The organism is Entomohabitans teleogrylli, assembly GCF_001484765.1.
Lineage (GTDB): Bacteria > Pseudomonadota > Gammaproteobacteria > Enterobacterales > Enterobacteriaceae > Entomohabitans > Entomohabitans teleogrylli.
Genome location: NZ_LLXO01000007.1, coordinates 18358 through 40893, shown reverse-complemented (window position 1 = coordinate 40893; position 22536 = coordinate 18358). Strand labels below are relative to the sequence as shown.

Annotated in this window: 22 protein-coding genes and 3 tRNA genes; 8 read left to right on the top strand and 17 right to left on the bottom strand. The window is 57.1% G+C overall.

The genetic code is table 11. The features are described 5' to 3' along the window. Positions 1–2 precede the first annotated feature (2 nt). Together radA and serB are read right to left on the bottom strand one after the other, a co-directional pair. Complete coding sequence (gene radA / locus AQ981_RS12895; protein WP_058912146.1) at positions 3–1385, bottom strand: DNA repair protein RadA; 1383 nt, start codon at positions 1383–1385, stop codon at positions 3–5. 13 nt (positions 1386–1398) lie between these two features. Next, positions 1399–2370: a phosphoserine phosphatase gene (serB, locus tag AQ981_RS12890; RefSeq protein WP_058912145.1), complete on the bottom strand. Its 972-nt coding sequence runs from the start codon at positions 2368–2370 to the stop codon at positions 1399–1401. A gap of 109 nt (positions 2371–2479) precedes the next feature. Here serB and AQ981_RS12885 point away from each other — a divergent pair, with 109 nt between their 5' ends. Then, positions 2480–3160, top strand: coding sequence for a YtjB family periplasmic protein (locus AQ981_RS12885; protein ID WP_058912144.1), 681 nt, complete (start codon positions 2480–2482; stop codon positions 3158–3160). Between the two features lie 90 nt (positions 3161–3250). Next, positions 3251–4267 carry a lipoate--protein ligase gene (lplA, locus tag AQ981_RS12880; protein WP_058912143.1) on the top strand — a complete coding sequence of 339 codons (1017 nt, stop codon included), beginning with the start codon at positions 3251–3253 and terminating at the stop codon, positions 4265–4267. A gap of 225 nt (positions 4268–4492) precedes the next feature. Here lplA and deoD read toward each other — a convergent pair whose 3' ends face one another. From deoD to AQ981_RS12820, 13 genes are all read right to left on the bottom strand, one after another. After that, positions 4493–5212 (bottom strand): purine-nucleoside phosphorylase, encoded by a 720-nt coding sequence (deoD, locus tag AQ981_RS12875; protein ID WP_058912142.1) that lies wholly within the window; start codon positions 5210–5212, stop codon positions 4493–4495. Between the two features lie 56 nt (positions 5213–5268). Next, positions 5269–6492 (bottom strand): phosphopentomutase, encoded by a 1224-nt coding sequence (gene deoB / locus AQ981_RS12870; protein WP_058912141.1) that lies wholly within the window; start codon positions 6490–6492, stop codon positions 5269–5271. 115 nt (positions 6493–6607) lie between these two features. After that, positions 6608–7930, bottom strand: coding sequence for a thymidine phosphorylase (deoA, locus tag AQ981_RS12865; protein ID WP_058912140.1), 1323 nt, complete (start codon positions 7928–7930; stop codon positions 6608–6610). A gap of 54 nt (positions 7931–7984) precedes the next feature. Next, complete coding sequence (gene deoC / locus AQ981_RS12860) at positions 7985–8764, bottom strand: deoxyribose-phosphate aldolase (RefSeq protein WP_058912139.1); 780 nt, start codon at positions 8762–8764, stop codon at positions 7985–7987. A gap of 299 nt (positions 8765–9063) precedes the next feature. Continuing rightward, on the bottom strand, positions 9064–10341 hold the full coding sequence (locus AQ981_RS12855; protein WP_058912138.1) for a NupC/NupG family nucleoside CNT transporter: 1278 nt from the start codon (positions 10339–10341) through the stop codon (positions 9064–9066). Between the two features lie 165 nt (positions 10342–10506). Beyond that, positions 10507–11286: a TatD family hydrolase gene (locus tag AQ981_RS12850; protein ID WP_058912137.1), complete on the bottom strand. Its 780-nt coding sequence runs from the start codon at positions 11284–11286 to the stop codon at positions 10507–10509. Next, positions 11283–12353, bottom strand: a complete 1071-nt coding sequence (locus AQ981_RS12845; RefSeq protein ID WP_058912136.1) for a patatin-like phospholipase family protein — start codon at positions 12351–12353, stop codon at positions 11283–11285. The genes AQ981_RS12850 and AQ981_RS12845 overlap by 4 nt, the downstream gene beginning before the upstream one ends. A gap of 154 nt (positions 12354–12507) precedes the next feature. Continuing rightward, the gene (locus AQ981_RS26115) at positions 12508–12669 is read right to left on the bottom strand and encodes a DUF1328 domain-containing protein (protein WP_071608896.1); all 162 of its coding nucleotides are present in this window, start codon (positions 12667–12669) and stop codon (positions 12508–12510) included. Between the two features lie 133 nt (positions 12670–12802). Next, a complete protein-coding gene (osmY, locus tag AQ981_RS12840) occupies positions 12803–13417 on the bottom strand; it encodes a molecular chaperone OsmY (protein WP_058912135.1) in 615 nt (204 codons plus the stop codon). A gap of 393 nt (positions 13418–13810) precedes the next feature. Beyond that, a complete protein-coding gene (prfC, locus tag AQ981_RS12835) occupies positions 13811–15400 on the bottom strand; it encodes a peptide chain release factor 3 (protein WP_058912371.1) in 1590 nt (529 codons plus the stop codon). Between the two features lie 133 nt (positions 15401–15533). After that, complete coding sequence (yjjG, locus tag AQ981_RS12830; RefSeq protein WP_058912134.1) at positions 15534–16214, bottom strand: pyrimidine 5'-nucleotidase; 681 nt, start codon at positions 16212–16214, stop codon at positions 15534–15536. Between the two features lie 46 nt (positions 16215–16260). After that, entirely contained in the window at positions 16261–16704 is a 444-nt protein-coding gene (gene rimI / locus AQ981_RS12825; protein WP_058912133.1) for a ribosomal protein S18-alanine N-acetyltransferase, read from the bottom strand. After that, complete coding sequence (locus tag AQ981_RS12820; RefSeq protein ID WP_058912132.1) at positions 16673–17086, bottom strand: DNA polymerase III subunit psi; 414 nt, start codon at positions 17084–17086, stop codon at positions 16673–16675. Before AQ981_RS12820 ends, rimI begins: the two co-directional genes overlap by 32 nt. A 135-nt stretch (positions 17087–17221) precedes the next feature. Between AQ981_RS12820 and rsmC the strand changes: the two genes are divergently transcribed. From rsmC to AQ981_RS12800, 4 genes are all read left to right on the top strand, one after another. Further along, on the top strand, positions 17222–18250 hold the full coding sequence (rsmC, locus tag AQ981_RS12815; RefSeq protein WP_058912131.1) for a 16S rRNA (guanine(1207)-N(2))-methyltransferase RsmC: 1029 nt from the start codon (positions 17222–17224) through the stop codon (positions 18248–18250). Positions 18251–18377: 127 nt separating this feature from the next. Beyond that, a tRNA-Leu gene (locus tag AQ981_RS12810) sits at positions 18378–18464 on the top strand. Positions 18465–18493: 29 nt separating this feature from the next. After that, positions 18494–18580: transfer RNA gene (locus AQ981_RS12805), tRNA-Leu, on the top strand. Positions 18581–18603: 23 nt separating this feature from the next. Further along, positions 18604–18690: transfer RNA gene (locus tag AQ981_RS12800), tRNA-Leu, on the top strand. 35 nt (positions 18691–18725) lie between these two features. Here AQ981_RS12800 and AQ981_RS12795 read toward each other — a convergent pair. After that, the gene (locus AQ981_RS12795; RefSeq protein ID WP_058912130.1) at positions 18726–18968 is read right to left on the bottom strand and encodes a DUF1435 domain-containing protein; all 243 of its coding nucleotides are present in this window, start codon (positions 18966–18968) and stop codon (positions 18726–18728) included. Positions 18969–19341: 373 nt separating this feature from the next. Between AQ981_RS12795 and AQ981_RS12790 the strand changes: the two genes are divergently transcribed. Then, positions 19342–20409 (top strand): GGDEF domain-containing protein, encoded by a 1068-nt coding sequence (locus tag AQ981_RS12790; RefSeq protein WP_058912129.1) that lies wholly within the window; start codon positions 19342–19344, stop codon positions 20407–20409. 78 nt (positions 20410–20487) lie between these two features. Beyond that, a complete protein-coding gene (gene fhuF, locus AQ981_RS12785; protein WP_058912128.1) occupies positions 20488–21276 on the top strand; it encodes a siderophore-iron reductase FhuF in 789 nt (262 codons plus the stop codon). A 74-nt stretch (positions 21277–21350) separates the two neighbouring features. On the opposite strand, the gene AQ981_RS12780 is transcribed toward fhuF, so the two are convergent. After that, positions 21351–22535, bottom strand: coding sequence for a pyridoxal phosphate-dependent aminotransferase (locus AQ981_RS12780; protein WP_058912127.1), 1185 nt, complete (start codon positions 22533–22535; stop codon positions 21351–21353). Position 22536 lies beyond the last annotated feature (1 nt).

Below are 22536 nucleotides of genomic sequence, written 5' to 3'. Positions count from 1 at the left end.
ATTTACAGATCGTCAAACACCGCCAGCGCATCCGACAGCTTTTTCACGCCGAAGACCTGCATGCCTTCCGGGGGCCGCTTCGGCACATTGGCGGCCGGCACCACCGCCCGGCGGAAGCCGTGCTTCGCAGCTTCGGAAATACGTTCCTGGCCGCTGGGAACCGGACGAATCTCCCCGGCCAGCCCGACTTCGCCGAACACCACCAGGTCCTGCGGCAGCGGCCTGTCACGCAGGCTGGAGACCATCGCCAGCAACAGCGCCAGGTCGGCGCTGGTTTCCGTGACTTTCACGCCGCCCACCACGTTGACGAACACATCCTGGTCGGCCATCTGCAGACCGCCGTGGCGATGCAGCACTGCCAGCAAGATAGCCAACCGGTTCTGCTCCAGACCGACCGCCACCCGCCGCGGGTTGGCCATCATCGACTGATCCACCAGCGCCTGAATTTCCACCAGCAGCGGACGGGTGCCTTCCCAGACCACCATCACCGAACTGCCGGAAGTCACCTCGTCGCCGCGGCTGAGGAAAATCGCCGACGGGTTGCTGACTTCACGCAGCCCCTGTTCCGTCATGGCGAACACCCCCAGCTCATTGACCGCGCCAAAACGGTTTTTATGGCTGCGCAGGGTGCGGAAGCGGGAATCGGCGTCGCCGTCGAGCAGCACCGAACAGTCAATGCAGTGCTCCAGGACCTTCGGCCCGGCCAGCGAGCCGTCTTTAGTGACGTGCCCTACCATAATAATGGCCACTCCGCGGGTTTTGGCAAAACGCGTCAGGTAAGCCGCCGTTTCACGCACCTGCGCCACGCTGCCCGGGGAGGACTGAATATCCGCCATATGCATGACCTGGATAGAGTCGATCACCATCAGTTTTGGCTGCTCTTCCTCGGCGATCAGGCAGATTTGTTCGATGCTGGTTTCCGACAGCATATTGAGATTGCCGGTCGGCAACCCCAGGCGGTGGGCGCGCATCGCTACCTGCTGCAAAGACTCTTCTCCGGTGACGTACAGCGTCTTCATTTGCTCCGCCAGCCGGCACAGGGTTTGTAACAGCAGAGTTGATTTCCCGGCGCCGGGGTTACCGCCGATCAGAATCGCGCTGCCCGGCACCACACCACCGCCCAGCACCCGATCGAACTCTTTAAACCCGGTCGAAAAGCGCGGCAGTTCCTCAAGGCTGATTTCGGAAAGCTTCTGCACTTTGCTGACGCCGGCGCTGCCGGCATAGCCGCTGAGGCGTTCGTTACGCGCCACGGTGGGGGAAGCGGCGATACGCACTTCCGTGATGCTGTTCCAGGCATGACAGGCGCTACACTGGCCCTGCCAGCGCGGATAATCGGCGCCGCACTCATTACAGACAAACGCGCGTTTTGGAGCTTTCGCCACCGCAACCCCCTGATTATTCCTGATTCAAACTTCCGGACAGAATGCAGTATACCCCCATCAGATCCGCATGACGGATGGTCACTTCAGTCTTTTGATTCACTTTCGGCTTCGCGTGGTAGGCAATCCCCAGCCCCGCACACTCGATCATCGGCAGATCGTTAGCGCCATCGCCGATCGCCACCGTCTGCGCCTGCGGGATCTGGTGCGCTTGCGCCAGCCGCTGCAGGGTCATCGCTTTATACTGCGCGTCGACGATCGGGCCAATCACCTGGCCGGTCAGTTTGCCGTCGACAATTTCCAGTTCGTTGGCCACCACGTCCACCAGCGCCAGTTGATCGCGCAGATATTCGGCGAAGAAGGTAAAACCGCCCGAGGCGATAGCTACTTTCCAGTCCAGCGCCTGCAATTTTTGCACCAGCGACGTCAGGCCAGGCATCAGCGGTAGCCCCTCGCGCACCTGGTGCAGAATATTGGCATCCGCCCCTTTCAGGGTCGCCACCCGCTGGCGCAGACTGGCGGCAAAATCCAGCTCCCCGCGCATGGCGCGCTCAGTGACTTCCGCCACCATCTCGCCGGTACCGGCCAGCTTCGCGATTTCATCAATACACTCGATCTGAATCGCCGTCGAGTCCATGTCCATCACCAGCAGGCCCGGGGTACGCAAATGGGGAATACGCCCCATCGGCGCCACGTCCAGTCCGGCGTCGTGGGCCAGCCGGGTTGCACGCGCAGTCAGCGATCCCGCCAGGCGCAGCACCTGATAGTCGTCAATGCTCCAGGCGCTGACGATAACCATTGCCGCCCCCAGCTTACGCTGATAATCCGCCAGCCGCTGTTTGTCGAGATCCCGTCCGTACAGGAGCCAGCCACTGCGGCCAGCGCGATAATCCAGCGGCATCAACTCATCGCCACTTAATGAGAGCGGCAACCCGGGCCAGAGGGAAACATCGCTCGGCAGGTCGCACCAGGTCAGACTGTTTGACATTACAACTCCTGTACAAGGTTAATCGGGCCGGTACAAAACAACGCATGAGGCTACCCTGTCATGAGCGCTTCTGGCAACATTAAAGCTGCAAATTTTCAGCAGGTGAACTATGCCGCGAACAAAACTGAAATTCCGAATCCATCGTGCAGTCATTGTGCTTATCTGTCTGGCGCTGCTGGTGGCGCTAATGCAGGGGGCTTCCTGGTTCAGTCAGAACCATCAGCAAACCCGCAATGTCCAGCTCGAAGAGCTGGCCCGAACGCTGGCTCAGCAGGTCAGCTATTCGCTGGCGCCGTTGATGAAAAACGCCAGTCCGGACGACAAACAGATCGCCGCGCTGCTCACACGCCTGACCGATAACAGCCGGATCCTCGACGCGTCGGTCTATAACGAAGAAGGGGCGCTGATCAGCCGCAGCGGCGAAGGCGTCGCCGTTCGCGACCGGCTAGCGCTGGACGGTAAAAAGGCCGGCAGCTATTTCAATCAGCAAATCGTCCAGCCAGTGGAAGGTAAAAACGGCCCGATGGGCTATCTGCGTATTACGCTCGATACCCATACCCTGCCAACCGAGGCCAAACAGGTCGATAACACCACCAATATTCTGCGCCTGATGCTGCTACTGGCGCTGGCCGTCGGCATTGTGCTAACCCGCACCCTGCTACAAGGGAAACGTACCCGCTGGCAGCAATCCCCCTATCTGTTGACCGCCAGCACGCCAGTGCCGGAAGATGAGAGCGAAAAGGCCGGAGAGGAAAGCGCATCCGACAGCGGCGCTCCCGGCAGCCGCTGAGCATCTGTTCCCTGGAGCGCGAGCCTGCCGCGCCCTGAGGGCGGCAGGCTGTGGTAAACTGGCTTCCCTTTTCAGAAACGGAATCCTGTTATGTCAACGCTGCGCCTGCTGCTCTCCGACTCTTACGATCCCTGGTTCAATCTGGCGGTAGAAGAATGTATTTTCCGCCAGATGCCCGCCACCCAGCGGGTGCTGTTTCTGTGGCGCAATACCGATACCGTGGTCATTGGCCGGGCGCAGAACCCATGGAAAGAGTGCAACACCCGGCGTATGGAAGAGGATGGCGTCAAACTGGCGCGTCGCAGTAGCGGCGGCGGCGCGGTGTTCCATGATTCAGGCAACACCTGTTTCACGTTTATGGCCGGTAAACCGGAGTACAACAAAAGCATCTCCACCGCCATCGTGCTTAACGCGCTGAATGCGCTGGGGGTTAGCGCTGAGGCTTCCGGGCGCAATGATCTGGTGATCAGCACGCCGCAGGGGGATCGCAAAGTCTCCGGCTCTGCCTATCGCGAAACCAAAGATCGCGGCTTTCACCACGGCACGCTGCTGCTTAACGCCGATCTCAGTCGCCTGGCCAACTACCTCAATCCGGATCCTAAAAAGCTCCAGGCAAAAGGCATCACCTCAGTGCGCGCCCGGGTGGCCAACCTGGTGGAACTGCTGCCGACTATCACCCATCAGCAGGTCTGCGATGCTGTTAGCGAAGCCTTCTTCACCCACTACGGCGATCGGGTCATGCCGGAAGTGATTTCGCCGCACGCCGCGCCGAATCTACCCGGTTTCGCCGAAACCTTTGCCCGGCAGAGCAGTTGGGAGTGGAACTTCGGTCAGGCGCCGGCCTTCAGCCACCTGGTGGATGAGCGCTTTAGCTGGGGAGGCGTTGAACTGCATTTTGACGTCGAAAAGGGCCAGATCACCCGCGCTCAGGTATTTACCGACAGTCTGAACCCGGCGCCGCTGGAAGCGCTGGCCGAACGGCTGCAGGGCTGTCCGTACCGGGCTGAGGCGCTGCGGCAACAGTGTGAATCATTAATCGACAGTTTTCCGGAACAGCAGGCCGAGCTGCGTGAGCTGGCTGGCTGGATAGCCGGCGCGGTACGCTGAAACCCCGGGCCGCCACCGGCCCAAAGCGTTGTGCCATCAGGCCTGAAAATGCCCCGAGCGCGGCCAAACTCACTGCAACGACGGCTCCCCGGGCAATGCCTTTCTCTACTGTAGAGAATGTGATTTTCAACGCTCACCAGAACGGTGAGCGCGCCGGATAATGCCGTTTGCGAACCCGGTGGTACAGGGAGAATCCCGACTGGCTGATTCTCCCTCTGCGAGAGGTTACGCCCGATCGCCCAACAGGACGGATTCCAGTGCAATCTTGATCATGTCATTGAAGGTCGTCTGGCGTTCCGCCGCGGTGGTCTGCTCGTGAGTGCGGATATGGTCGGACACGGTACAGATGGTCAGCGCCTTCGCGCCAAACTCCGCCGCCACGCCGTAGATACCCGCCGCTTCCATCTCCACACCCAGAATACCGTACTTATCCATCACATCGAACATTTGCGGATCCGGCGTGTAAAACAGGTCGGCGGAGAACAGATTGCCGACCCGGGCATCAACTCCCAGCGCTTTCGCGGCATCTACCGCGTCGCGCACCATATCGAAATCGGCAATGGCGGCAAAATCATGATCCTTAAAGCGCAGACGGTTGACTTTAGAGTCGGTACAGGCTCCCATGCCGATCACCACATCGCGCAATTTGACGTCCGCACGCACCGCCCCGCAGGAGCCCACGCGGATTATCTTCTTCACGCCAAATTCGGTGATCAACTCTTTGGTATAGATAGAGCAGGAAGGGATCCCCATTCCGTGACCCATTACGGAAATCTTACGCCCCTTATAAGTGCCGGTGAAACCCAGCATACCGCGCACGTCATTGACCTGGCGGACATCCTCCAGGAAGGTTTCCGCAATGTGCTTAGCGCGCAGCGGATCGCCCGGCATCAGTACAACGTCAGCGAAATCGCCCATTTCTGCGTTAATGTGTGGCGTTGCCATTCTGTCTGTTCCTTAATTGTCTGGTATTGTGACGGGCGCGCCCGGCGCCCGTGCGATCACAGCATGTTCTTGCCGTATTCCATGTCGGAAACGCCGAAATATTTCGCCAGCGTCTGGCCTATATCGGCAAAGGTTTCACGATGCCCCAGCGAGCCGGGTTTGACCTTCGGACCATAGATCAGCACCGGGATGTGCTCGCGGGTATGATCGGTGCCCTGCCAGGTCGGATCGCAGCCGTGGTCGGCGGTCAGGATCAACAGATCGTCTTCCCCCACCAGCGCCATCAATTCCGGCAAACGGCGGTCAAACAACTCCAGACCTGCGGCGTAGCCCGCCACATCGCGGCGGTGGCCCCAGGAAGAGTCGAAATCGACAAAATTGGTGAATACGATAGTGTCGTCGCCTGCGGCTTTCATCTCGGTAATGGTGGCGTCGAACAGCGCGTCCAGACCAGTGGCCTTCACTTTTTTGGTGATGCCCACATTGGCGTAGATATCGGCGATTTTCCCTACCGATACCACCTGGCCGCCCTTTTCATCCACCAGTTTTTTGAGGATGGTCGGCGACGGCGGCTCCACGGCCAGGTCATGGCGGTTACCGGTGCGCTCGAAGCTACCGGCTTTATCGCCGATAAAGGGTCGGGCAATGACGCGGCCAATGTTATAGCCCCCTTCCGTCAGCTCTTCACGGGCGATTTCACACAGCGCGTAAAGCCGGTCAAGGCCAAAAGTCTCTTCATGACAGGCAATCTGGAACACCGAGTCCGCCGAGGTATAGAAAATCGGCTTGCCGGTTTTCATATGCTCTTCGCCAAGCTTATCGAGAATGACAGTACCGGAAGAGTGGCAGTTACCGAGGTAACCCGGCAGGTTGGCTCGTTCCACCAGTTTATCCAGCAGCGCCTGCGGGAAGCTGTTTTCCTGATCGGTAAAATAACCCCAGTCAAACAGTACCGGTACGCCGGCGATTTCCCAGTGGCCTGACGGCGTATCTTTACCGGACGAAAGCTCATGCGCCCAGGCGTAAGCGCCGGCTACCTCAGCATTGCCGTCCATGCCGGCGGGAATAAACCCGGTGGAGCCTTCATGCGCTTTCGCCAGCCCCAGACGGGTAAGGTTCGGAAGGTGTAAGGGCCCGTGGCGCCCGCGATCGGCTTCCCCTTTGGCGCAGGCATCGGCAATATGCCCCAGCGTATCAGACCCGGCGTCGCCAAAGCGCGCCGCGTCTTCGGTCGCCCCGATACCAAATGAGTCCAGCACCATAATAAATGCACGTTTCATAGTTTCTCCGCACGTTATTGCGCTGATTTACCCCTCAATCCGGCCGCCAGCGCGGCGAACCGAAGGGATAACGCTACCTGAGCGTTAAAAAAAAGCGATCAGAACAGAATATCACTTATCCGCTAATTCTACGATAGACAACTGGCGTCTCGTCTGGCGCGGCATCGTCAATATCAATTGACGCTTTCAGTGCACTGGCCGCTGCCTGCCATCTGGCTTCGTCCTGCGCGTGGATCACCGCCAGCGGACGCTGGCCGTCCACCGACTCGCCGAGGCGCGCCATGTCGCTAAACCCGACGCTGTAATCAATGGTGTCCGATGCCTGACGACGGCCGCCGCCCATGGCCACGATAGCCATCCCCAGCGCCCGGGTATCCATTTGCGCCACAAAACCGGCGCGGTCGGCATATACCGCTTTGCTGAACGGCGCGACGGGCAAATAGTGCGCGTAGCGCTCGACGAAATCGGCGGGTCCTTTCTGCGCCGCCACCATACGCCCGAAGGTTTCCGCCGCTTTACCGCTGTCCAGCGCCGCCTGCAGTTTCATGCGCGCCTGCGTCTCATCCGCCGCCAGATTGCCGGAAACCAGCATATCGGCGCACAGCGCCAGCGTAACTTCCAGTAACCGCGGATTGCGGTACTCCCCGGTCAGGAACTGTACCGCCTCGCGCACTTCCACGGCGTTGCCGGCGCTGGATGCCAGTACCTGATTCATATCGGTCAGCAGCGCCGTGGTGCGAACTCCGGCGCCGTTGGCTACCCCGACAATCGCCTCCGCCAGTTGTTCAGACAGTGCGTAAGTCGGCATAAACGCCCCGCTGCCGACCTTGACATCCATCACCAGCGCATCCAGCCCTTCAGCCAGTTTTTTGGCCAGAATAGAGGCGGTAATCAGCGGGATAGAGTCCACGGTCGCGGTAATATCACGCGTGGCGTAAAAACGTTTATCCGCCGGCGCCAGCGAACTGGTCTGGCCGATAATCGCGACGCCAACGTCGCGGATAATCTGCCGGAAGCGCGCGTCGTCCGGGAAGATGTCAAAACCGGGAATCGCTTCGAGTTTATCCAGCGTGCCGCCGGTATGGCCCAGGCCGCGCCCGGAGATCATCGGCACATAACCGCCGCAGGCGGCCACCATCGGCCCGAGCATCAGCGATGTGACATCCCCGACGCCGCCGGTTGAGTGCTTGTCCACCAGCGGACCGTTAAGGTGCAGCGACTTCCAGTCCAGAACCGTACCGGAGTCGCGCATCGCCATGGTCAGAGAAACGCGCTCCGGCATCGTCATATCGCGAAAAAAGATGCTCATCGCCAGCGCGGCGATCTGCCCTTCGGAAACGGTGTTATCGCGAATGCCGTTAACAAAAAAGCGCAGTTCATCGTCGCTTAACGTCAACCCATCGCGTTTTTTACGAATGATTTCTTGAGCGAGAAACACAATACCCTCCTGGCTCTACAGGGGAACAGGCGGCGCCAGTTCGCCGCCGGCTCATCAATAGCTGCTCACACTTTTACCGTCGCCGTGACCCAGGGCCTTCAGCAGGCTGGCCAGCAGGCTGGAAGCGCCGAAACGATAATGACGGGCGTCGGCCCAGTCGGCGCCAAGCAATTCATCGGCAATGGCCAGATATTGCGCCGCGTCTTCCGCGCTGCGCACGCCGCCGGCAGGTTTAAAACCAACACGCTTCGCCACCCCCATATCGCGAATCACTTCCATCATGATGCGCGCGCTTTCCGGCGTGGCGTTAACCGGCACTTTACCGGTAGAGGTTTTGATAAAGTCCGCGCCAGCGCGGATAGCGATTTCCGACGCCTTACGGATCAGCGCTTCTTCTTTCAGTTCGCCGGTTTCAATGATCACTTTCAGCAACACATTCGCCGCCGCGCAGGCGTCTTTACAGGCTTTGACCAGATCAAAGCCCACCTGCTCATTGCCGGCCATCAGAGCGCGATACGGGAATACCACATCGACTTCATCAGCGCCGTAGGCAATCGCCGCCCGGGTTTCCGCCAGCGCGATGTCAATATCGTCATTGCCGTGCGGGAAGTTGGTCACTGTCGCAATACGGATATCCGGCGTTCCCTGAGCCTGTAGCGTTTTACGGGCGACCGGGATAAAGCGCGGATAGATACAGATCGCCGCCGTATTACCCACCGGCGTTTTGGCCTGGCGGCAGAGTGCGATGACTTTCTCATTGGTATCGTCATCGTTCAGGGTGGTGAGATCCATCAGTTTCAGGGCCCGCAGGCTGCTGGTGGTTAAATCAGTCATGGTTTTCTCCGCTAAAAAATTACGCGCTCCGCTCAGTGCCGCAGGCAGGACAGATTATCTTCCCCGCCAGACGCATCTTTGAATCGCCAGGCGCGCTGACAATGTTAAAATTCTAACATCCATTGATATCCGCGATATGTGTCTTTACTCACAAAACAGAAGCAACGGCTGCAAACATATCGCTATTATAGGCGAAGCAGCGGGGAGACGGACAGGAAAATGTGCAGTTCAGAGCAACGGAGTGCGCGGTTGCGCACTCCGGGGGGAAAAAAATGTTACGATAATAACATTGCGCGAAATTACAGCGCCAGGAAGACGCCGGCGATCGTCGCGCTCATCAGGTTAGAGAGCGTCCCGGCCGCCACCGCCTTAAGACCCAACTGCGCCACTTCATGACGACGGTTTGGCGCCATGCTCCCCAGCCCACCGATCAGAATGGCGATGGAGGAAAGATTGGCAAAGCCGCACAGCGCAAACGAAATGATCGCTTTGGTATGGCCGGAAAGCACCTGCAGCCCCGCAGCGCTCACCGCCGCATCGTCTTTCAGATACTCACCAAAATTCAGGTAGGCGACGAATTCGTTGATGATCAACTTCTGGCCGATAAACGAACCCGCCACGGTCGCCTCATTCCACGGTACGCCGATAAGCCAGGCCAGCGGAGAAAATACCCAGCCGAGCAGCAATTGCAGGGAAAGCTGCGGGTAATCAAACCAGCCGCCAATCCCGGACAAAATACCGTTAATCAATGCGATCAGAGCGACAAACGCCAGCAGCATCGCGCCGACATTCAGCGCCAGTTGCATCCCTGATGCCGCGCCGGACGCTGCGGCATCCAGTACGTTGGATGGCTTATCAGCGTTATTCTCCACCCGTTGCATATCCGGGGAATCGTGGGGCTTTTCGGTTTCCGGTACGATGATTTTGGCAAACAGCAGTCCGCCCGGCGCCGCCATAAAGGAAGCGGCGATCAGGTATTCCAGCGGTACCCCCATCTGGGCATAGCCCGCCAGCACGGAGCCGGCCACCGATGCCAGCCCGCCGCACATCACCGCGAACAGTTCAGAGCGAGTCATGGTGCTGATATAAGGACGCACCACCAGCGGCGCCTCGGTCTGGCCGACGAAAATATTCGCCGTGGCGGACAGTGATTCAGTCCGCGAAGTTTTCAGCACTGCGCGCAGGCCGCCGCCCAGAATACGGATCACTATCTGCATAATGCCCAGATAATAGAGCACCGCAATCAGCGAGGAGAAAAAGACAATGACCGGCAGGACGCGCAGCGCAAAGACAAATCCGCCGCCGCCAAAAACTTCAAACATCTTGTCCGACACCAGGCCGCCAAACAGAAAGCCAATGCCTTCATTACCATAGGCGATAACTTTTGCCACGCCATCGGACATCGCTAACAGAACCCTGCGCCCCGCGGGAACGTAGAGGATCAGCGCGCCAATGCCGACCTGAATTAACCAGGCCCCCACGACGGTACGGATATTAATTGCTTTGCGATTGCTGGAAAGCAGAATGGCGATCAGCATGAGTACCACCATGCCGATAAGACCCATAAGGATTTGCATACAGTTTCCCTGTGTATTTAGCCGAAATTACCCGCTCAGGTTGCGGAGCAATGCGGCTGATTATAGCCACAGGAACCGTTTCTAATGTAATAAACATCACAAACTTTCAGTAAATAATGTCTACCTCTCCTCCAAAGAGTGACCATCATCACATTTAATTGTTAGTTAAGTCACATTAAACAATCTGATAGTATTGCGCTTTATTACTTCTTCGATAGTACTGCCAGGTTCTGCGCGCAGTTCGCATAATACATTGAACACCTCCGCCACCCGCTCCGGACGGTTGGGCTGCCCCTGGCGGCCATTAACCGGCATATCCGGCGCATCGGTTTCCAGCAACAACGCATCCAGAGGCAGACGTGCTATCACTTCACGAGTTTTTCGGGCCCGGGGATAGGTGATTGTCCCGCCAACGCCAATCCGATAGCCGAGATCGACAAACCGTTTCGCCTGCTCGTAACTGCCGGAAAACCCATGAACCACACCGGTCGCAGGCAGGGCATGGCGCCGCAAATGCATCGCCAGTTTATCGTGGGTACGACGCGAATGGAGAATCACCGGCAGCCGGAAGCGCTTTGCCAGGTGAAACTGGGCTTCGAGCAGCGCTTCCTGGCGCGCCAGTTGCGGATCGTCGCGCCACAGGTCCAGACCTGTCTCCCCGATAGCCACCAGCTTATGCCAGCGCTGTTCCAGGTAACGCTCAAGCTGCGCCAGCGCGTCATCGTGATGCTGCTCAACATACACTGGATGTAATCCCAGCGCGGCATACAACTGCGGGTAGTTCTCCGCCAGCGCCACCACACCGGCAAAACGCGCCGCCGTAACTGCCGGCACAATGATCCGCGAGACGCCCGCCGCGCTGGCGCTGGCAATGCTGGCGGTCTCATCGCCGCTAAACGGTGGAAAATCAAAATGGCAGTGGGTATCAATAAAACGGCCCTTCACGCGCGATCCTCATGATTAAACGTCACGTCATTGGCCTCTGCCTGCGGCGCTGCGTTCAGCGTCACAGTATCATTGGCGGCGACAGCAGCTCCGCCGCTCACCGGCACAGCCCGGCGCCGCGCCCCGTAGCGCAGTAGCGGCGGCTGGCTGGCCAGCAATTTCCCCACGGTCGCCAGGAAATAACGGCCGCATAAGCGCCCGGTTTTATAATCGGCGCGCAGCGCGCCCGGTCCGCTGCCCAGCGCCATACTACGCAGCGGCTTCGGCGGGTAAATTTCAAAGATACGCAGTTTTCCCGGCGGTTTTTCAATAAAGTGCTGCATCGCGCTATAGCTGGCCTCATGATGCTGGACCAGATTGATCAGCGGCTGCAGACTGCTTTCGCCCAGCCAGCGCTCCATACGCCGGAACCACTGAGGAGTGTAATACATTTGCGATGGCACCGTACGGATCACCACCAGCGTGCTGGCCCCGCGTCGGGCTGCCTCCTGAACCGGCACCGCGTCGCTGATACCGCCATCCTGATAACTCACGCCGTCAAGATCCACCCCACTGCGGTAAAACCCCGGAATCGCGCTGGAGGCGCGAATAATATCCAGCCACGACTGTTTTTCCGGCAGGAAATAGTTTGCCGTGTAGTCATCGCTGCGGCAGGCGCACATGTAGAACGTCTTACCGCTATCAAAGCGTCGGGCGGCGACATCCATTGCCAGCGGCATCTGGCGGGCGGTGGACTCCACCAGCCAGTCAAGATCAATAAGGTTGCCGCCGCGCACAAAACGCAGCGGATCGAAAAAGTCGCGGGTCGTGGTAAAGCGGGAGATAACTTTCCAGGCATAGCCCGGTTGATGGCAGACAAACGCCGATAAATTCTGCGCGCCGGCGGAGGTACCAAAGTAACTATCGAAAGGATCGAAGCCGGCGCGCATAAACTCATCCAGCACGCCAGCGGTAAAAATCCCCCGTTGCCCGCCCCCCTCACACACCAGCGCCACATGTCCGGGATGAAAGGGTTTTAATGCCAGCGGCGCGATATTGCCGAGCGTGACGGGAATTCTCTGACCCACAAAATGTATCCTGATAGATGAAGGTTTAATTATTATCTGCTGCCGCCGGTGCGGGAAACAACGGCGAGGCGTGCGCTATTCGTCTGGCTGAAGACGGCAAAAGCCAGCCCGACAGGGCTGGCTTATACCAGAAATGATATATTAACCGATTTCGCTATGGACGGCGTCTCCCGGTAAACAGACTGATCAGGAACAGGATAATCCCCACCACGAAGACCACTTTCGCAGCCCAGGCCGCAGTCCCGGCCAGCCCGCCAAAGCCCAGCGCAGCAGCAATCAACGCAATAACCAGAAAGATAATGCCCCATCGAAACATAAGACGCTCCTTTACCATAGTGAATAGATCTCACATCGCCGGCTAAAGCCGACTGCCGTGATTAACAATATTTTTTGGTTGGTCGTACTTTACGTCTCCCCCGGCATTCGCCGGGGAAGGGAGGGTTGCAGAATTACGGATTAACTTTCAGATCGTTTTTCACACTTTTTACGCCGTCAACGGCTTTGGCGATACTCTCCGCCCGATCGGACTGCGCCTGCGATTCAACATCGCCGGAAAGCTGTACCACGCCATCGGTGGTTTCTACTTTCACTTTACGCGATGGCACAATATCGTCTGCCAGCAGTTTGGCTTTAATCTCGCTGGTGGTGGCGGCGTCACCGGCATAACCGCTCAGGGATTGCGATTTACCGTCTTTGACGTGCAATTTATCGCTAACGGAAGTCACGCCTTCCACCCCTTTGGCGACCGTAACGGCCTTTTCAGCCTGCGCCTGACTTTCCACAAAGCCGCTCAGGGTCACTACCTTATTATCGGTCTTCACGGAAATATCGGTGCTCTTAATGTCTTTATCATCCACCAGCGCCGCTTTTACTTTAGCGGTGATGGCGCTGTCATCCATGAAATTACCGACTTTATTCACAGAGCTATCGATTTTCTCCCCTGCGCTGGTTGCCGAGGATTGTGCTTTATCCATGACGGATTCTTCTGCGAAAGCTGTCCCTCCAGCCATAACAGAGCCCAACACAACAGCCAGCAGAGTTTTTGAAATCTTAGTCGTATTCATCGATTCATTCCTGTGGTTTGCTCAGAATTTGAGCGGTCCGCTACTCACGGCAGCGCTTGCAAAACGATGGCGTCAATCAGGACAACCATCAAAACGTCAGAGCCAGTGCGCTCATACCTCATATAAGGCGAATTCGCCTCTGACTCCCGCAATATTAAATATCGCTGTAACCGTCGTGTATCGGAGGAAAATCCAGAGAATATATCAGCACTGGTGTTTTCAACCGCCCTCGCGGTTATGACTTTGTTAAATATAGTCCACAATTTGCAACACAGCGGGTAAGTTGCAGAAAAAATCGACAAACAACGCAAAAAACGTCAGCATTTAAGAACATTCTGCAGATTATGACGTCGCAGACAGCAGGAAAGACGGGCGCCGCAGCGCCCGGAGGGATTAATGTTCGCGGGTTTTACGGAAGGTAACGTCCGGATAGCGTTCCTGAGTCAGATTCAGGTTCACCATCGTCGGGGCGATGTAGGTCAGGTTATCGCCGCCGTCCAGCGCCAGTTGAATTTCGTTCTTACGCTTGAACTCTTCGAATTTCTTCACGTCTCCGCTCTCCACCCAACGGGCCGTGGCCACGTTCACCGACTCGTAGATAGCTTCAACGTTGTACTCGCTCTTCAGACGTGCCACCACCACGTCAAACTGCAGTACCCCTACTGCGCCGACAATCAGATCGTTATTGGCGATGGGGCGAAATACCTGTACTGCGCCCTCTTCGGACAGTTGTACCAGCCCCTTCAGCAATTGCTTCTGCTTAAGCGGATCCTTCAGGCGGATCCGGCGGAACAGTTCCGGCGCGAAGTTGGGGATACCGGTGAATTTCATCATTTCACCCTGAGTAAAAGTATCGCCGATCTGAATGGTGCCGTGGTTATGCAGCCCGATGATATCGCCCGGGTAAGCTTCTTCGACATGAGAACGGTCACCGGCCATAAAGGTCAGCGCATCGGAAATCACCACATCTTTACCGATACGTACCTGGCGCAGTTTCATCCCTTTTTCATATTTACCGGACACCACGCGCATAAAGGCCACCCGATCGCGGTGCTTTGGATCCATGTTGGCCTGGATCTTGAACACGAAGCCGGAGAATTTCTCTTCGCTGGCCTCAACTTCGCGCACATCGGTTTTGCGCGGCATCGGCGCCGGCGCCCACTCCACCAGGCCGTCGAGCATATGATCCACGCCAAAGTTGCCCAGCGCGGTGCCGAAGAACACCGGGGTGATTTCGCCGCTCAGAAACAGTTCTTCATCAAATTCGTGGGACGCCCCCTGTACCAGTTCCAGCTCATCGCGCAGCTGCTGTGCCAGGTCCTCGCCCACGGCGGCGTCCAGATCCGGGTTATCCAGCCCTTTAACGATACGCACTTCCTGGATGGTATGACCCTGACCGCTCTGATACAGATAGGTTTCGTCTTTATAGAGGTGGTACACCCCTTTGAACAGCTTGCCGCAGCCAATCGGCCAGGTAATAGGGGCACAGGCGATTTTCAGCTCGTTCTCCACCTCATCCAGCAGTTCCATCGGATCGCGGATATCACGGTCAAGCTTGTTCATAAACGTCAGGATCGGCGTATCGCGCAGGCGCGTGACTTCCATCAACTTGCGGGTACGATCCTCGACCCCTTTTGCGGCGTCGATAACCATCAGGCAGCAGTCCACCGCTGTCAGCGTACGGTAGGTATCTTCCGAGAAGTCCTCGTGCCCTGGGGTATCAAGCAGATTGACCAGGCAGTCGTGATACGGAAACTGCATCACCGAAGTGGTGATAGAGATACCGCGCTGTTTTTCCATCTCCATCCAGTCCGATTTGGCATGCTGGCTGGAACCGCGGCCCTTGACGGTCCCGGCGGTCTGAATAGCCTGTCCGAACAGTAACACCTTTTCGGTGATGGTGGTTTTACCGGCGTCCGGGTGCGAGATAATGGCAAAGGTGCGACGCTTCGCCACCTCTTGTAAATAAGGAGACAGTGTCATCATTCAGTCTTCTGTGTAAGCGCGCGGTACAGGCCGCACGGTGTGAAATACCAAAAATGCGGCTATTTTACTCATCCACCGGGGGCAGGCAATCAATGTTTATTCCAGGCGCCGCGTCGGGCGCCTGAAAGCGTTAACGGGCCGGGAGCAGCAGTTGTTCCAGTTCGCTTAATGAAGCGACGGTCCAGTCCGGCTCGACGCCCTGCGGCAGCGGACGCTGATGAGCATTCAACCAGCAGGTCGCCAGGCCGGCATTATTGCCGCCGAGGATATCCGATTCTGCCGTATCCCCCACCATCAGCACCCGCTGGCGGTCGGGGTTGCCCGCCTGTTGCAGGGCATAATCGAAAATACGCCGGTCCGGCTTCGCCACTCCAACCTGCTCGGAAATCACCAGCAAATCGAAATAGTCGCGCAGCCCGGTACGCATCAGGCGGATTTGCTGAAGCGCGGTAAAACCATTGGTGATGATCCCCAGCCGCACTTTCCCTTTCAGGGCATTCAGCAGTGCTACCGCGCCGGGTAAAGGCGCGCAGATCTCCGCCATGGCGTTCAGGAACGCATTATTGAGATCTTCCGCCGGCACATTCAGCCGATCCGCCCAGCCCTGAAAGCGCCGGTGCTGCAATTGCAGCGCGCTGATCGCGCCATTCTGATAGTCCACCCACAACGGTTTATTCACCGCCTGATAGTCCTGGAAATCATCTGCAGTAAAAGTCACGCTGTAATCAAGAAACATCCGCTGTAAACCACCAAACGCATCAAAGGTAAAGAGCGTTTCGTCGGCATCAAAAAGTATCCAGTCCCACTTCATAAGGTCACCTTCTTATCCCGGTTTTCAGTGTCTGATTCACCCGCCGTTAACCCAGCGGCAGCGCCATCACAATCGCGTCTTCCCGCCCGCCGGCCGTAGGGTAGTAATTACGCCGCACCGTGGCTTCGTTAAATCCCAAATCTTCATACAGGGCGATAGCGGCCGCGTTCGACGCCCGCACCTCCAGCCACAGGGTCAGCACATTGCGCGCCTCAAGTTCGCTGATAATGTGACTTAACAGCGCTCTGCCGAGCCCACGCCGCTGGTAACGCGGATCAACGGCGATATTAAACAGCGTAGCCTCATCCAGCACCACCTGGGTAATGGCAAAAGCGGCGATTACGCCGTCAGTTTCCAGTTTGAAATTCAGATAGCGCTCTCCCTGATTGCCGGAGAAGGTTTTTTCCGTCCAGGGAAACGCGTGACTGCGCTGCTCAATGGCATACGCCGCCGCCAGGTCAGCCGGCAGTAGCAAAGATATCTTGTTCATGTTCGCAAATTTGTCGCCACAGCGCGGCCCGCGCCGCGCCGCTGTGCTGAAGTTCTTCCAGACCGGGAGAGACCAGCCTGACGCCGCTTAACCCCAGCGGCACATCCACGCCCAGACACCAGCTATTGCAGCGGTGTTTCTCCGGCAGCATCGCGACCCGATCGGGAGTCAACGGCAGTACCCGGTCCGGCGTCAGCGCCATGCTGCGCAACACATCGCCGATCAGCGGGTTGTCGAGGGCCGGCGCGGGTTGCGCCACCACCACCAGACGAATATGTTCCGGCAGCGCAATCGCGATTTCGCCCTGCAACACCGCCGGGCGACGCAATATCCAGCGGGTAATACCCAGCTGCTGTAATTGCCAGTCACGTCGGGAAGCCATAGCGAAACCTGTTTTACGATGGGAGGGCGCAAATATAGCAAATCCGGCCGCGGCATGCCACGACCGCAGCCAACAGAGAGGCAGCCCGCTGGATTACGTGTATAATCGCCGCTCTGTTTGAGAAGGAGTGTTGCCATGTCTGCGTTAACCCCGGCCAGCGAAGTGCTGCTACGCCACAGTGATGATTTCCAGGATAGCCGCATTTTATTCGCCGGCGACCTGCAGGATGACCTGCCTGCCCGCTTCACCTGCGCGCAAAGCCGGGCATTTACCCAGCAGTACCATCACTGGCAGACCCTGAGCGCGCGTATGGGCGAGCAGGCCAGCTACGGCCTGGCGGCAGACGCTGACACTATTGCTGACAGCGACACTCTGATCTATTACTGGCCGAAAAACAAACCTGAGGCACAGTTTCAGTTGCTGAACTTACTGTCGCTGCTGCCGACTGGCTGCGACATCTTCGTGGTCGGGGAGAATCGCAGCGGAGTGCGCAGCGCCGAGCAGATGCTGGCGGCATTCGCACCGCTGAATAAAGTAGACAGCGCCCGTCGCTGCGGGCTGTATCATGGCCGCCTGGAAAACCGTCCCTCATTCAATGCCGACGACTGGTGGGATCAATATCAGGTCGATGGCTTGACCATTAAAACCCTGCCGGGCGTGTTCAGCCGCGACGGGCTGGATCCCGGCAGCCAGTTGTTGGTTTCCACCCTTATGCCGCATACCAAAGGTAAAGTGCTTGATGTGGGTTGCGGAGCTGGTGTGCTGGCCGCCACCCTCGCCAGACATTCGCCGAAAGTGCGTCTAACCCTGTGCGACGTCTCCGCGCCGGCGGTCGCCGCCAGTCGCGCCACATTACAGGTTAACGATATCAGCGGAGAAGTCATCGCCAGTAATGTCTTTTCCGACATTCACGGCCGTTTCGATATGATTGTCTCCAACCCGCCATTCCATGATGGCCTGCAGACCAGCCTGGACGCGGCGCAAAGCCTGATCCGCGGCGCGGTGCGCCATCTGAATATCGGCGGCGAACTGCGGATTGTCGCCAACGCCTTTCTCCCTTACCCGCGGGAGCTGGATGAAACCTTCGGTAACCACGAAGTGATTGCCCAGACCGGGCGTTTCAAAGTTTACCGGGCGGTGATGGGGCGCAACGCGAAGCGCTAATTTTTGCGACGAGTGCCGTTTTTTGCGCCAGTCGGAAAAGCGGCGTTCAATTAACTATTGACGAAGTTCAGAAAACATCTAGAATGCGCCTCCGTGGTTGCGATACTTTCTACAGTATTGCCGGTATGCGAAGGTGGCGGAATTGGTAGACGCGCTAGCTTCAGGTGTTAGTGTCCTTACGGACGTGGGGGTTCAAGTCCCCCCCCTCGCACCAACAACCACGCAAGATATCGTTCGCACTGCGCGAAGGTGGCGGAATTGGTAGACGCGCTAGCTTCAGGTGTTAGTGTTCTTACGGACGTGGGGGTTCAAGTCCCCCCCCTCGCACCAATGCGAAATGATATCAACCCTGTGCGAAGGTGGCGGAATTGGTAGACGCGCTAGCTTCAGGTGTTAGTGCCTTAACGGGCGTGAGGGTTCAAGTCCCTCTCTTCGCACCACTTCCTGTTATTTCCCTGCGATTTATCTCTTCCGGTTATCTTCCGGCAAACAGCCCCAGACTCATCATCAGCATCAACAAACTACCGGCGAACGCCACGCAGGACGGTAACAAAATAAAATGACGCAGCCGTTTGTGAAACAGCATCCCCGAGGTGCTGAGCAGCGCCGCAACCAGCAGCACGCGCCATTCGCTGAATGTCAGATCCCACATCGCCAGCGTCAGCACCAGCAGGCCGGGCAGAAGCATCCCCCATCCACTCTCCAGTCTCTTTTGCATCGTCAGCACCTGTCGCAGAAATAAGAATGATAACTAATATCATATGATAAAATTTCTCATCTGTCAGCAAGACAAATGCGCTGACGACCATTTCTGGTTTTCAGTAATGACACGAATGATTATTGGTGATAAATTCACCCGGAAAATTCTTAAGCCAATCAAAATCCGGATCGCCGCGAAACATACCCTAATCCATTAAACCGGCCGGGCAGAGCGTTGCAAATGCTCCGTTCCGGGAAAAGTCCGGGAACAGGCCGCGCAATCGGTCGCTGGCGCCTCAGCCTACTGGAATATCACGGTATATTTTTTCGCGACGCCCTCTTTATATTGCCCGGGCTTTCCTGACACGACAGATTACACAACGACGCAAAATATGATGGCCCAAACCTGGAGAGCGCTACTGGATGAAAAATCCCGGCTCTCATCGCACCTGTTTATTCTGCTCAATGCCATATCGGCACTGTTCAGTATCGCTAATCCAGCCCCCAATACACCGCGGTTCACTCTGCCTGTGACGATGATTCTGGCGGCGAGCCTGCTGCTGGGCTGGCAGTGGATAAATCGCGCCAGGCTGATGAATAATAATATCACCTCGTTATTATTTGGATTGTTGTGGTCGTGGCATATTTGGTTGAAAAACAGCATGATTAGCGATCCGGGCGCCGCATATTTGTTAATTGCTCTACTGAGTATTTTATTTATTGGCGCCATTGCCTTTATCAATAATGTTCTGGCGTTTTGCCTGCATTGTCTGCCCCCCACATTGACTATTATCTGGCTGGATCGTGGCGAACATCTGCTGCACATCCTGTATTCTGTCGCGCTGCCCACTATCGGTATCACTATCCAGTACCTGATACAGAAGCGTAATGATGCCTTTGCGCTGGATCTGATGAATCGACTCCAGCAGGAAAAAGAGACGCTGAACGATCTGAGTATGTTGGATCCGCTTACCGGACTGTATAACCGGCGCGGCCTGCAAAACCGTCTCGATAACCTGCACTTTGATCAACCCCATCATATTCTGCTGCTGGATATCGATCACTTTAAGGCCTACAACGATCACTATGGCCACGCGATGGGCGATCAGGCGCTAATCCGGGTTTCCAGCGCGATCCGCAATGCGGTGCGTTCCCGGGATATTGTGACCCGCTACGGCGGCGAAGAATTTATGATAGTTCTTGCCAATACCAGTATTGAGCATGCCTGCCAGACGGCGGAGCGCATCCGCCAGCAGATCTTCGAGCTGAAAATCCCACATCTGTTCAATGACGGCGTAGCGACCAGTGTCACGGTGAGTATCGGTATTGCCCCTCTGCCGACAGCGGATGTTGCCCCCGCCCTGGCTCAGGCAGATAAAGCGCTATATGCCGCCAAGCGGATGGGGCGCAACCATATCCTTACCGCCGATCAGTATGACCAGTCAGGAATGCCGTCATAAACCGAGATTCCCCTTGTCACCATTTGGTCAGAAAGATAATATTAAAAATAATTATCATTTAGATTTATGGTAACATTCATGGCCCTGCGAAGCGCTTTACTCCTGGATGAGTCAATCCGTCCCCCGGATATGGCAGTTGGCGCTCCGCCGCTCAGCCAGACCCTGCATGATAGTTTTGCCGCCCGGCGCCCCTACTTCAACGAACTGATAACCTTTACCCGGCAGCCTGCGCAGCGGGGGATGACGCTGGATGAATGGCGCCAGCCGGTCGTATTGGCCTCCCTGCTGGCCGTCTACAGCGATCATATTTACCGCAACGATCCGCACAAGCATCGTGAAAATAAGCCGCTGAAATCCCTGTGGACCCAGTGGTATATCGGCCTGCTGGTTCCGCCGCTGATGCTGATAATGCTGACACAACCGCTGGTACCGGACTTATCGACCCGACGTATTTATGCCCGGTTTCACGAAACCGGCCGGGCAGCTAAGTTCGATATCGATACCCGCCCGGACCAGGCAACCAGTCGCCAGAGCCCCCGCCAGCGCCTGGAAATTTTGTGGCGCGGCGTGGTCGCTCCGCTGGTGGAAGCGCTGGAGCAGACCGGGGATATCAACGGCAAACTTATCTGGAGCAATACCGGCTATCTGGCAGGCTGGTTCCTGAATGAGATCAAACCGCTTATCGGCGAGACGCTGTTCAATGAACTTCGCCAGCCGCTCTTCTTTGATCCCCTGTTGCTCAACGGCGATGTAAACCCGCTGTTTCGTACGATGATCGTTCGTGACGGCCTGCTCGCGCGGCGCACCTGCTGCCAGCGTAACCGGCTACCGGGCGTCGCTCAGTGCGGCGATTGCACGCTGAAATAAACAGTTTCCGCCGGCAGGTAACCAACCGGGCCACAGCGCCCGGCTGTTTTTTTACTGTTACAGGCACTGCGACCTTATACCCATCCTTTCTCTCTGAAAGTATTCAGGATATCCACAAACTGACTCATCTCCTGCGGCGTGCCCAGAGTCAGGCGATTCCAGCCCGTCGCCGGCGGAAACTCCCGGCCGACAAACACATGGTGTTCTTTCATCCGTTGCTGGTAGGTTTTCACTTCTCCCGGTACTTTGTGAAAAATAAAGTTTGCCTGCGAAGGCAGATACTCCAGCCCCAGTTTATCCAGCGCCGTGGTGACAATTTTACGCGCCGCGTCCGTCGACGCCAGGCTGTTGGCCAGGAAAGCGCGATCTTCCAGGGAGGCAAGCGCCGCTACCGCGCCCGTCATATTGGTATTGTCCAGCGACATGAACGCTTCCGTCTGCGCAATGATATCCGCGTGAGCGACGGCATAGCCAATACGCAACCCAGCCAGCGCATAAATTTTCGAGAACGTTCTGGTCACAATCAGATTCTTGCGGCCCTGTTTAACCAGCCCGATAGCGCTACGGAAAGCGGGATCGGTAACAAACTCGGCGTAGGCCTCATCAAGGATAAACCAGCTATTTTCCGGCGCGGACGTGATCCATGATTCCAGTTGGCTGGATGGCGCGATCGTTGCTGTCGGGTTGTTCGGATTACACAGATAGATAATCGAAACCCCGTCAAAACCCGCCGCGGCCTGCTGCAATGCGGCGATATCAAACGCCAGATTAGCGTTCAACGCCACTTTAACCACGGTCACTCCCAGTGCGGAGGCATACAGCTCAGCGTAGTTAAACGTCGGATCCGGCACGACCAGTTGTACCGCCTTACCCGCTTTTCGAGCCTGGAAAACGGCCATCTGTACCGCCGCCTGAATCGACTCGGACGAACCGTTGCCCAGCGAAATTTGCGCCGTTTCCAGCTGATGCGCCCGGGCTATTTTCTCAATTAATGCCTCTCTGGCGGCATCCGGGTAACGAAATGCCTGGGGAAGCGCCTCCACTATCGCCTGACGCGCCAGAGGCGACATGCCCAGTGAATTTTCGTTAAAATTAAGCAGCAGTGGATGGGCCTGCGACGGGGCCTGCAGCGCGCCAATACCGCCTAAAACCGACATTGTCGCCGTCTGGCCGGCGTGCGCCGTCCCGGTCAAAAAGCGCCCTAACGTTAGCCCACCCAATAATAATCCTGATGATTTAAGCAGCGTTCTCCTGTCCATG